General features: G+C 68.1%; 10 protein-coding genes. 2 read left to right on the top strand and 8 right to left on the bottom strand.

Going from position 1 to position 11886, the window contains the following annotated elements:
• Positions 1 to 54: 54 nt before the first annotated feature.
• Genes JR065_RS18415 through JR065_RS18435 form a run of 5 tightly spaced genes read right to left on the bottom strand, consistent with a single transcriptional unit; the run spans position 55 to position 5054 of the window.
• Positions 55 to 1968: a type IV pilus secretin PilQ gene (locus JR065_RS18415; protein ID WP_206235852.1), complete on the bottom strand. Its 1914-nt coding sequence runs from the start codon at positions 1966 to 1968 to the stop codon at positions 55 to 57.
• 20 nt (positions 1969 to 1988) lie between these two features.
• Complete coding sequence (locus tag JR065_RS18420; protein WP_206235854.1) at positions 1989 to 2525, bottom strand: pilus assembly protein PilP; 537 nt, start codon at positions 2523 to 2525, stop codon at positions 1989 to 1991.
• Complete coding sequence (locus JR065_RS18425) at positions 2522 to 3196, bottom strand: type 4a pilus biogenesis protein PilO (protein ID WP_206235855.1); 675 nt, start codon at positions 3194 to 3196, stop codon at positions 2522 to 2524. The genes JR065_RS18420 and JR065_RS18425 overlap by 4 nt, the downstream gene beginning before the upstream one ends.
• Complete coding sequence (locus JR065_RS18430) at positions 3193 to 3996, bottom strand: PilN domain-containing protein (protein ID WP_206235857.1); 804 nt, start codon at positions 3994 to 3996, stop codon at positions 3193 to 3195. The genes JR065_RS18425 and JR065_RS18430 overlap by 4 nt, the downstream gene beginning before the upstream one ends.
• Positions 3996 to 5054, bottom strand: coding sequence for a pilus assembly protein PilM (locus JR065_RS18435; protein WP_343237299.1), 1059 nt, complete (start codon positions 5052 to 5054; stop codon positions 3996 to 3998). The genes JR065_RS18430 and JR065_RS18435 overlap by 1 nt, the downstream gene beginning before the upstream one ends.
• Before the next feature lie 219 nt (positions 5055 to 5273).
• Between JR065_RS18435 and JR065_RS18440 the strand changes: the two genes are divergently transcribed.
• Together JR065_RS18440 and JR065_RS18445 are read left to right on the top strand one after the other, a co-directional pair.
• Positions 5274 to 7706 carry a penicillin-binding protein 1A gene (locus JR065_RS18440; protein WP_206235860.1) on the top strand — a complete coding sequence of 811 codons (2433 nt, stop codon included), beginning with the start codon at positions 5274 to 5276 and terminating at the stop codon, positions 7704 to 7706.
• Positions 7707 to 7887: 181 nt separating this feature from the next.
• Complete coding sequence (locus JR065_RS18445) at positions 7888 to 8532, top strand: hypothetical protein (protein ID WP_206235861.1); 645 nt, start codon at positions 7888 to 7890, stop codon at positions 8530 to 8532.
• Positions 8533 to 8827: 295 nt separating this feature from the next.
• Here JR065_RS18445 and JR065_RS18450 read toward each other — a convergent pair whose 3' ends face one another.
• The 3 genes from JR065_RS18450 to JR065_RS18460 all read right to left on the bottom strand — a co-directional run bounded on the left by JR065_RS18450 (position 8828) and on the right by JR065_RS18460 (position 11710).
• Entirely contained in the window at positions 8828 to 10117 is a 1290-nt protein-coding gene (locus JR065_RS18450) for a citrate synthase (RefSeq protein ID WP_206235863.1), read from the bottom strand.
• Positions 10118 to 10397: 280 nt separating this feature from the next.
• Positions 10398 to 10640, bottom strand: coding sequence for a type B 50S ribosomal protein L31 (locus JR065_RS18455; protein WP_010341537.1), 243 nt, complete (start codon positions 10638 to 10640; stop codon positions 10398 to 10400).
• Between the two features lie 131 nt (positions 10641 to 10771).
• A complete protein-coding gene (locus JR065_RS18460) occupies positions 10772 to 11710 on the bottom strand; it encodes a nucleoside hydrolase (RefSeq protein WP_206235865.1) in 939 nt (312 codons plus the stop codon).
• Positions 11711 to 11886: the final 176 nt, after the last annotated feature.

Raw genomic sequence — 11886 nt, forward strand, 5'->3', positions numbered from 1 at the left:
CGAACGAAGAAGGGGCCCAGACGGGCCCCTTTCGGATACGGCGGCGATCGCGTATCAGCGGCTCTTGGCGACCCGCAGCACCTTCGGCGTCACGAATACCAGCAGCTCGGCCTTGCTCTTGCTGCGTCCGCGCTTCTTGAACAGGTTGCCCAGGAACGGGATGTCGCCGAGGAACGGGACCTTGGCGATGCTGGACCGGTCGGTGAACTCGTACACGCCGCCGATCACCACCGTCTGCCCGTCGTCGACCAGCACCGCGGTATTGATCTCGCGGCGGTTGATTTCCGGCACGGTGCCGTAGCCGTCCAGCACGATGTAGCGCTCGACCTCGTCCTTCTTGATGTTCATGTTGAGGAAGACGCGGTTGTCGTTGGTGATGGTCGGGGTGACCTTCAGCTCGAGCAACACTTCCTTGAACTGGACGTTGGCCTGCGACGTGCCGGTACCGCTGCTGGTGATGGTCACATAGCCGATTTCCTTGCCCTGCTTGATCACGCCTTCGCGCTGGTTGGTGGTCACGATGCGCGGATTGGACACGACTTCGCCGCGACCCTCCTCCTGCATCGCCGACAGCTCCAGATCGAGCGAGAAGTTGGCGCCCAGCAACGTGTAGGCGATGGCGCCGGGAGCGGTGGTGGTATAGGTGCCAGCCGCCAGGTCGACGTTCAGCCCGCCGGGTACGTTGGTTACGCCGTCTTGGATGATCGACGTGTTGTTCTCCAGGCTGCCGCTCACCGCACCGGTGTTGCCGCCGTACTGTCTGCGTCCGGAGATGCCGAACCTGGCACCGAGATCGCGCGCGAACGTGTCGGTGGCGATGACGATGCGGCCTTCGATCAGCACCTGGTCGACCGGCCGGTCGATCACGTCGATCAGCTCGCGCATCTGCGCGACCTTCTTCGGGATGTCGCTGACCATCAGCACGTTGGTGCGCTCGTCGGCCACCAGCCGGCCGCGCGGGGACAGGAAGCCGTTGTCGTTCTGGCTGCTGCCGCCACCGCCGCCGCTACCGCCGCTGCCACCGCCGCCGCTGCCGCCGATGCCCTTGGCTTCGGTCAGCGCTTTGAAGATGGCCTGCGCGTTGTGGTAGTTGATCTGGATGTAGTCGGTGATCAGGTCCTCGCGGTTCTCGATCGCGATGCGCGCGTCTTCCTTGTCCTGCTCGAACTTGGCCAGCTCCGGCTGCGGCGCGACCCACATCACCGCGCCGTCGCGGCGCTTGTCCAGGCCCTTGGCGCGCAGCACGATGTCCAGCGCCTGGTCCCACGGCACGTTGACCAGGCGCAGGGTCACGTTGCCCTGCACCGTGTCGGACGCGACGATGTTGAGGTTGGACTCCTCGGCGATCAACTGCAGCACGGTGCGCACCGGCACGTCCTGGAAGTTGAAGGTCACCGGGCGCCCGCTGTAGCCGCGGCTGGCTACCTGCGCCGCCGCCTGGCCGACCGTGGTGGCGTTGATCGCGCCCACCGCCGGCGCCGCCGCGCGCGGCGAGATCTCCACCACGTACTCGTTGCCGGACTGGTAGGCCAGCGACTCGAACGGGCCGTTGGTGCTCAGCACCAGCTGCGCGCCGCCGCCATAAGGCTTGGCGTCGATGCGCTGCACCGGCGTGGCGAAGTCGGTGACGTTGAGCGGCCGCTGCAGCTCGGCCGGCAGCACGGCATTGCCCACGTCGACCACGACGCTGTTGCCCTGGGTGCGCAGATCCGGGCTGGCGCCGGCGTCGCTGAAGCGCAGGATCAGCCGCCCCGCGTCGCCTTCGCCGCGCTTGAAGTCGATCTTCGAGACGCTGATCTTGGCCGCAACCGTCTTCGCCGGATCCTGCGCCCCCGCCGGTACCGACACCTGCGCCGGCGTGGCCGCAAACGCGCCGCCCGCCAGCATCGTCGCCAACCCCAACGCGCAGAACCGTACCTTCGCATGGCGCCGGATGGGACGCATGCTCAGGGCTTTGGAAAAAGTCATCGTGCTATCCCCATAATCAATCATTGATCGTCCAGCGCGACGGAAGCCGGACGTTCCAGCCAACCGCCAGCGCCATCCGGCACCAGTTCAATCAAATCGATGCGATCCTCGTGCACCCCAGTCACGCGGCCATCGCTCTGCCCCAGATACACGCCGGGACGCACGCGGTAGGTCACCTTGTCCGGGGCCATCACCAGCGCGACCAGGCCCGGCTCCCTGCCCAGCGTACCCACCATGTCCAGGCTATCCAGCGGGAACTGCTCCAGCGGTTCCTTGCGCCGGTTCGGATCCGGACGCAGGCCGCTGTTGCCGTCGGGATCGGCCCAGGCGTCGCTGAACGGATCGCGCATGCCCTGCGCCGCATACTCGAACGTCTCGAACTGCTGCATCACCGGCAACGGATCCAGCGGCGGCGCCGGCCGGGCGCGCACCTCGGCCACCCAGCTCTCCAGGTTCGGCGCATCGCCCGGCGTGCTGGTCACGCCGCGGCCGCAGCCGCTGAGCAGCGCCAGCAGCGCCAGCGCGGCGGCAAGCTTCAAACCCGCTGTCCGGCTCATGCGCCACCACCTTGCTTGGTACCCTTCTTCGCCTCGGCCGCGGCCTTCTCCTGCTCCTCCATCTCCTTGTCGTCGAGATAGCGATAGGTCTTGACCGTGCCGGACAGTTCGAGCTCGCCGCGCGCGGTGATGCCCGCCTTCTTGTCCTTGGGCTTGAGGTTGATATCGTGCATGGTCAGGATCACCACCCGCGGCAGCGAGGCGACGCCGCTGACGAAGGCGCCGAACTGGTGGTAGCTGCCCACCATGCGCAACGCGATCGGCTTCTCGGCGTAGAACTCCTTCGGCGATTCGGGCCCGGGCTGGAACAGCTCGTTGGCCAGGCCGCTGGACAGCGCGGTCTGCGAGATGTCGATGATCAGGTCGGGCATTTCGGTCCTGCTCGGCAGCTGCCGCAGCATCTGCTGCAGCACCTGCTCCATCTGCGCCAGCTGCTGCTTCAGCGGCTGCAGGTTGACCGCGCGGCCCTGCTCCTTCTCGAACGACAGGCGCAGATCGGTTTCCTTCTGCTCCAGCGTGGCCAGCTCCTCGCGCTTGCCGCTGATCAGCAGGAACCAGGACATGATCAGGATGAACAGCGCCAGCAGCACGCAGAAGCCGACCTTGGCCTGCTGCGGCCAGCTGCCCATGTTGTTGAAGTCGAGTTCTTTCAGATTGACTTTCTTGCTCATGACGCCGGTCCCTGTTGCGCTGGCGTGGCGGCGGGCGCGGCGGCCTCGCCAGGCGTGACGGACGCCGGCGCCGGCGCGGCGCCCGGCGTGGCGGGCGCCGCGGGCGGCGCAGCGGCCGGAGCCGGGGTCGCCGGCGTGGACCCGGCCTCCGGGCCGGTGGCCGCAGCGGCGTCGGCCGAGGGTTGCGCACCGGCCGCGGCGGCATCGGCGGCGTCGGCGCCTTCGCCCGGCACCGGCAGCTTCACCTTCAGCGTGAACACGTACGGCAGCGCCTTGGTGTCGACGACCGGGCCCTTGGCCTCCTTCTCGTCCTGCGCCTTGGCCTCGATCACGGTCAATTCCGGGTTGGTCATCCAGCCGGAGCCTTCCAGGTTGCGCATGTAGGCGCTGACCCGCGCGTTGGACTGCGAACGGCCTTCCAGGGTCAGGATGTCGCCTTCCTGATTCAGCGCGGTCAGCACCACGCCGTCGGGGATGGTGCGCACCAGCGAATCGAACAGATGCACCATCTGCGAACGCTTGGCCTGCAGCTCCTCGATGACCTGCTTGCGCGCCAGCAGGCGCGACTTCTGCTCGTCCAGCCGGTCGATTTCCTTGTTCTGCGCCTTGACCTTCTCGATCTCGGCTTCCAGGTACGTGTTGCGCTCGTTCTGGCCCGTGATCTGCTGGTCGTAGTAGAACCAGATCAGCAGCGACAGCAGCACGCCGCCCAGCGCGGCGAAGCCCAGCATCGCGTAGAACTCGCGCTCACGCTGCTTGCGGCGCTCCGCGCGCCAGGGCAGCAGGTTGATTTTCGCCATCAGTCAAAGCTCCTCAGAGCCAGGCCGGTGGCGATCATCAGTGCCGGCGCGTCCTGGGCCAGCGCATGCGCCTGGACCTTCGGCCCCAGGGTCATCTGCGCCAGCGGGTTGGCGACCACCGTCGCCACCCCCAGTTGTTCTTCCACCATTTCCGGCAGCCCGGCCAGCGCCGCGCAGCCGCCGGCCAGCACGATGTGGTCCACCCGGTTGAACTCGCTGCCGGCATAGAAGAACTGCAGCAGGCGGCTGATCTGCTGCACCGTCGCCTCCTTGAACGGCTCCAGCACCTCGATCTCGTAGCTTTCCGGCAGCCCGCCCTGGCGCTTGGCCATGCCGGCTTCCTCGTAGGTCAGGCCGTAGCGGCGCATCACTTCGTCGGTCAGCTGCTTGCCGCCGAACACCTGTTCGCGGCTGTACAGGCTGCGCCCGCCGCGCAGCACGTTGAGCGTGGTCATCGTGGCGCCGATGTCCAGCAGCGCGACCACGCCGTCGGCGGCCACCGGCAGCTCGTTGGCGACTAGCGCGAACGCGTTCTCGACCGCGAAGGCCTCCACGTCCATCACCTTGGCCACCAGCCCGCCCAGCTCCAGCGCCGACTGGCGCAGCTCCACGTTCTCCGAACGCGACGCCGCCAGCAGCACCTGCACCATCTCCGGGTTGTTCGGGATCGCCCCGAGCACCTCGAAGTCCAGGTTCACTTCGTCGATCGGGTACGGGATGTAGTTCACCGCCTCCAGCTCGACCTGGGCTTCCATGTCGTTCTCGTCCAGGTCGGCCGGCATCGGGATGATCTTGGTGATCACCGCCGACCCGGCGACCGCCGCGGCGGCATGCTTGGCGCGCGTTCCGGAACGGGTCACCGCGCGGCGGATCGCCTCGCCCACGGCCTCGACCTCGACGATGTTCTTCTCGACCACGGCGTTGGGCGGCAAGGGTTCGACCGCGTAATGCTCCACGCGGTACCGATTGCCGCTACGCGACAGCTGCAGCAGCTTCACGGCGGTCGAACTGATATCGACCCCGATCAGCGGTTGCTGACTTTTTGGGATAAGCCCCACGGATTTTCCCCTGCCGACGGGCACTTGGACGCCTAAGTTGCGCCCGCGCATTAATAACGAATTTTTTGCAATTGGCAACAGCCCGTCGCACAAGCAATGACCTGCGTCACGCTGCGCCCGTGGCCACCCCACCCCTTGCATCCCCGGAACCGGCCCCAGCCGACCCCCGGCGTAATCTATACTCTGCGCCCAAGAAATCTGCAATCGGAATCTCTCTCGATGCCCCGTTTTCGTCGTTGGCTGCGCTGGGCGCTGGTCACGTTCGTCGTTCTCGCCCTGATCGGGGCGGCAGCCGCCGGCGGTCTGTACTACGTCATTTCCTCCAAGCTGCCGGACGTGCAATCGCTGCGCCAGGTGGAGCTGCAGGAGCCGATGTACGTCTACGCCAGCGACGGCCGGCTGGTGGCGCTGTTCGGCGAGACCCGGCGCTACCCGATCACGATGAAGGACGTGCCGGAGCGGCTGAAGCAGGCGTTCCTGGCCACCGAGGACGCGCGCTTCTACCAGCACGGCGGCGTCGACTACAAGGGCATCGCGCGCGCGGTGTGGCTGCTGGCCACCACCAGCGACAAGCGCGTGCCGGGCGGCTCCACCATCACCCAGCAGGTCGCCCGCCAGTTCTTCCTGAGCTCGGAATACAGCTATACCCGCAAGCTGGCCGAGATCCTGCTGGCGCGCAAGATCGAGGCCGAGCTGAGCAAGGACGAGATCTTCGAGCTGTACCTCAACAAGAGCTTCTTCGGCAACCGCGCCTATGGCGTGGCCGCCGCCGCCGAGTACTACTACGGCAAGAAGCTCAACGAACTGAGCCTGGACGAGATGGCCTCGCTGGCCGGCATCCCCAAGTTCCCGTCCAGCGGCAACCCGATCAGCAACCCCGAGCGGGCCAAGCAGCGCCGCGACAACTATGTGCTCAGCCGCATGGCCGCGCTGGGCTTCGTCACCCCGGCCGAGGCCGAGGCGGCGAAGGCGGTGCCGATGCATGCCACCCCGCACGAGCGGCCGGTCGAGGTCGAGGCGCCGTACGTGGCCGAACTGGTGCGCCAGGAGATGATCGCGCGCTTCGGCGGCGACGTGCTCGACAAGGGCTACCACGTCACCACCACGATCGACCCGACGCTGCAGACCGCGGCCAACGCGGCGGTGCGCCACGGCCTGCAGCTGTACGACCGGCGCCACGGCTGGCATGGCGTGGAGCAGCACTTCGACGTGGCCGCCGATGCCGATGCCGCCGCGCTGGCGCAGCACCTGGCCGGCATCCAGGTGCAGGCCGGCATGCTGCCGACCATCGTCGCCAGCACCGGCAGCGACGGCAGCGCCACGGTGGTGCTGGCCAACAAGACCGAAGTGGTGCTGCCGGCCGCCGCCAGCCGCTGGGCCAACCGCAGCCCCGCCGCGCTGCTCAAGCGCGGCGACCTGGTCCGCATCCAGGCCGGCGAGAAGCCGGGCGAATGGGAGGTCACCCAGCTGCCCCGCGGCCAGTCCGCGCTGGTGTCGCTGGACGCCAGCAACGGCGCGCTGCGCGCGCTGGTCGGCGGCTTCAGCTACGCCGGCAACAAGTTCAACCGCGCCACCCAGGCGCGGCGCCAGCCCGGTTCCAGCTTCAAGCCGTTCATCTATGCGGCGGCGTTCGAGAAGGGCTTCAACCCGGCGTCGATCGTGCTCGACGCGCCGGTGGTGTTCCGCGACCGCCGCGGCAAGACCTGGTCGCCGCAGAACGACGGCGGCGGCTTCCGCGGGCCGATGCGCCTGCGCGAGGCGCTGGTGCAGTCGCGCAACCTGGTGTCGGTGCGCCTGCTCGACGGCATCGGCGTGGATTTCGCGCGCAAGTACATCAGCCAGTTCGGCTTCGAGGAAGCCGAACTGCCGCCGAACCTGTCGATGTCGCTGGGCACCGCGTCGCTGACCCCGCTGTCGGTGGCGCGCGGCTATGCGGTGTTCGCCAACGGCGGCTCGCGGGTGGACACCTGGATCATCGACAAGGTCGTCGACCGCGACGGCAACGTGCTGTTCCAGGAGCACCCGCCCACCGCCTGCCGCAGCTGCGGCACGGTCGGCGGCAGCGCGACGCCGGCCAGCCAGGTCGTGGACGGCTTCAACTTCGGCGCCGCGACCCCGCCGCCGGCGCCCAAGCCGGCCGCCACGGCCGCGCCGGCGGCGGTGGCCGAAGCGGAGAAGCCGGCCGATCCGGAGGCCAAGGTCGCGCCGCGCGCGATCGACGAGCGCACCGCCTACCAGCTGACGTCGATGATGCGCGACGTGGTCCAGCGCGGCACCGGCACCGCGGCCAAGGTGCTCGGCCGCGAGGACGTCGGCGGCAAGACCGGATCGACCAACGACCACCGCGACGCCTGGTTCTCCGGCTTCGGCGGCCCCTATGTCACCACGGTGTGGGTCGGCCGCGACGACTTCCGCTCGCTCGGCTACCGCGAGTACGGCGGCAAGGCGGCGCTGCCGATCTGGATCGAGTACATGCGCGCGGCGCTGAAGGACAAGCCGATCGCGCTGAACGAGCCGCCCAGCGGCATGGTCCAGGCCACGCTCAACGGCGCCACCGAGTGGGTCAAGGTCGAGGACATGGACCGCATCCAGGAATTCGACTACGGCCTGCAGGACCAGCAGACCGACGATGCGGCGTTCGATATCTTCTGAGGGGCGCGGGACTCGGGACCGGGGACTCGGGACTCGGCGGGCTCCGGTGCCGAGGCGGCGCTGGCTGGCGGACGCTGCGTAGCCGGGCACGATTCGAGCCGGCTGCAGCGCGTGGCCGCGCTGCATGCCGCTGTCACGGCGCTGTTGTACAGTCGGGGCAGGCTTTGAGGGAGGCGGCCCCATGCACCACGCGCGGCAACATGCCCAGACCCGTACCCACGAACGCCGCCACCGGCTGGCCCACGAGGCCGCGCGGCTGATGGCCGAAGGCGGCATTCGCGACTTCCACCAGGCCAAGCTCAAGGCCGCCGCCCGCCTCGGCATCCACGACGATGCGTCGCTGCCGCGCAACCGCGAGATCGAGGAGGCGCTGCGCGAATACCAGCGCCTGTTCGCCGGCCCCGACCATGCCGACGCCCTGCGTCGGCGGCGCGAGGCGGCGCTGCGCGCGATGGCGTTCCTGCACGCCTTCGCGCCGCGGCTGGTCGGCCCGGTCCTGGACGGCACCGCGGACGGCAACAGCCCGGTGCAGCTGCACCTGCACTGCGACGACGCCGACGCGGTGGCGCGCTTCCTCGAAGAACACCGGATCCCGGCCGAGTCGCGCATGCGCCGGCTGCGGCTGGACCGCGAGCGCAGCGACGATTTCCCGGTGTGGCTGTTCAGCGCCGAGGAGCTGGGCTTCGACCTGACCGTGCTGCCGTACGACGCGCTGCGCCAGGCGCCGCTGTCGCAGGTCGACGAGAAGCCGATGCGGCGCGCCTCCGCAGCCCAGCTGCAACAGCTGCTGACCGAGCAGGACATCGCCGACTACCAGCGGCGCTGATCCGGCAGCTGTACCGCCAAGGCGAGGACGCGCCACGGTCGCCCGGCGATTTCGCAGCGTGATCAACGCGGCAATGGATCGCATGGCCAAGCCGCGCGGCCGATCGACCCGGGGCCGCGCCATCTGGCGCGCATGGCCACGCGCGCACGGCTCGGCAGCACAAGGCGGCTCGGGCGAGGCGCCGTCCCGCAGCGGCGACGGCGACACCACCGGCGCCTGCCCGCCGGCAGTGCGCGCACCTAAAAAAAAACGCCCCGCGAGGCGGGGCGCCGTGGCGACAGGGACGGCCGCGCGATCAGCGCTGCGCGTCGCCCTTGTAGTCGCGCTTGTCGTAGCCGGTGTAGATCTGGCGCGGACGGCCGATCTTCATTTCCGGATCGACCTGTTGCTCCAGCCAATGCGACACCCAGCCGGCGGTGCGCGCGATGGCGAACATCACGGTGAACATCTCCACCGGGATATTCAGCGCCTTGTAGATGATGCCCGAGTAGAAGTCGACGTTCGGGTACAGCTTGCGCTGCACGAAGTAGTCGTCCTTCAACGCGGCCTCTTCCAGCTTCAGCGCCACTTCCAGCAGCGGGTCGTTGACGCCCAGCTCGCCCAGCACCTTGTGGGTCATCTCGCGGATGATCTTCGCGCGCGGGTCGAAGTTCTTGTACACGCGGTGGCCGAAGCCCATCAGGCGGAAGCCGGAGTTCTTGTCCTTGGCCTTGGCCACGGCCGAATCGACGTTGTCGGCGGTGCCGATCTCCTCGAGCATCTTCAGCACGGCCTCGTTGGCGCCGCCATGCGCCGGACCCCACAGCGCGGTGATGCCCGCGGCCACCGAGGCGTACGGGTTGGCGCCGGTGGAGCCGACCAGGCGCACGGTGGAGGTCGACGCGTTCTGCTCGTGGTCGGCGTGCAGGATGAACAGCAGGTCCAGCGCCTTGGCCACGACCGGGTTCATCTCCAGCTGCTCGCTCGGCACTTCGAACATCATGTGCAGGAAGCGTTCGACGTAACCCAGGTTGTTGCGCGGGTAGCGGATCGGCCAGCCGATCGAGTAGCGGTACGCGGCGGCGGCGATGGTCGGCACCTTGGCGATCAGGCGGATCGCGGCCAGGCGGCGCTGCTCCGGATCGTTGAGGTCCAGCGTGTCGTGGTAGAACGCCGACAGCGAGGCCACGGTGCCGGCCATCATCGCCATCGGATGCGCGTCGTGGCGGAAGCCGCCGAGGAAGTTCTTCAGCGACTCGTGCATCATCGTGTGATGCGTCACTTCGTGGTCGAACTTCTTGAATTCGTCGGCGGTCGGCAGCTCGCCGTTCATCAGCAGATAGGCCACTTCCAGGAAGTTGGACTTTTCCGCCAGCTGCTCGATCGGGTAGCCGCGATACAGCAGCACACCGTTGTCGCCGTCGATGTAGGTGATCGCCGATTTGCAGCTGGCGGTCGCGGTGAAGCCCGAGTCGTAGGTGAACAGACCGGTTTCTTTGGTCAACTTGGAGATGTCGACGCAATCGTTGCCCAAGGTGGGTTTGAGTACCGGCAGAACGACCGACTTGTCGCCGGCGTTCAGCGTGACCTGATCAAGATCGGACACAGTGTGCGCTCCTCAGTGGAAGGCGCCTGTCCGTGCTTTGCGAACAGACGCGTGAAGGAAGTCCACGGCAATTACCACGGATCGCGCCATTATCGCACAGCAACATTTGAGTAGTCGCTCGTACTGAGGCCGTACGGCGTTGGCCGGCGATGCGACACAGCGTTGCATCCCATCGTCGCTTGACGAAGGGATTCGGGCCGGAACCGGATTGAAACCAGAGCGACAAAAAAGACGGCCGCGCAGGGCGCGGCCGTCTTGGTGCAGCCTTACGACCGTCCGATCAGCGCGCGTAGCGCTTCTGGAACTTGTCGATGCGGCCGCTGGTATCGATGACCTTGTGCTTGCCCGTGTAGAACGGATGCGAAGCCGAGGAAATTTCAACCTTGATCAGCGGATACTCTTCGCCGTCCTCCCACTTGACCGTCTCTTTCGAGGACATGGTCGAACGGGTCAGGATCTTGAAATCGGAAGTGACATCGTGGAAAACGACGTCGCGGTATTGGGGATGGATGTCGGCCTTCATGGGCACGCACCGTAGGGGGCTGCTGGACAAGAGGGCAATGTTATCAACCCTTGGGCCTGCCGCGCAAGCCTTCCGCGTGCATCGGGCGCCGGGCCGCGGCCGGCGGGCGCCCGATGCGCAGCGGCAGGCGCCTAGCCGGCGCCGACCGCCGCGCGCGCCAGCCGCTCGAAGCGGGCCTGGTCGTAGCGGATCAGCATCGAAGCGTTGTCCGCCAGGCCCAGCTGGCGGTTCCAGTCGACCAGGGTGGCGCCGCGGCTGTGCGTCCCGGCCAGTTCGACCTGCAGCGGCCGCGCCTGCACCTCCAGCGCGCCGTCGGGCTGCAGCGCCCAGGCCATCGCCAGCGCGTCGGCCGCGTACCAGTGCTCGCCGCGCGAATCCTCCGACCACAGCCGGGTCTTGCGCGAGATCGCCTCGTAGAAGCGCGCCTTGTCCGCGTCGGCGGCCAGCCACTGCTCGACCTGGCGGTGCGGCAGGCCATGGGCGACGGTGGCTTCCCAGTCGGCCACGTCGATGCGCGGGAACGCGGAGAACACGATATGCGCCGCCTCCGGGTCGAAGGCGATGTTGAATTCGGCGGCCGGGGTGATGTTGCCGTGGCAGGTGATCGCCCCGCCCATCACCACGAAGCGCGGCACGCGCTGCGGCAGGGTCGGGTCGAGCTTCAGCGCCAGCGCGATGTTGGTCAGCGGGCCCAGCGCCACCAGCAGCAGGCGGCCGGCGTACTGGTGCGACAGGCGCAGGATGGCCAAGGCGGCGTGCTCGGCGGCGGCGCCATGCGCCGCCGCCGGCAGGCCGATGTCGCCGAAGCCGTCCATGCCGTGCACGTGCGCCGCGTCCACCGCCGGATGCAGGATCGGGTCGGCGCAGCCGGCGAACACCGGCACGTCCTGGCGCCCGGCCACCTCGCACAGCTTCAGCGCATTGCGCACGGTGTGGCCCAGGCCGACGTTGCCGGCGGCGATGGTCAGGCCCACCACCTCATGGCGCTCGTCGGCGAACGCCATCAGCAACGCCAGTGCGTCGTCAACGCCGGGATCGGTGTCGATCAACAGGGGAATCTTGTCGCTCATGCGGGATTCTTCATCAGTCCGTTCGGCCGCCGAGTCTGGCATTGCGGCAGGGGACTGGGAAGCGGGACCGGGGACCGGGGACCGGGGACCGGGGACCGGGGACCGGGCAAGGATCTTTGGCCGCGATCGCCTGTCAAGCGCCTTTCGAATTCATGCACATGGGCTTGACGCTGGAA

Origin of the sequence: Xanthomonas sp. (assembly GCF_017163755.1) — a bacterium.
GTDB lineage: Bacteria > Pseudomonadota > Gammaproteobacteria > Xanthomonadales > Xanthomonadaceae > Xanthomonas_A.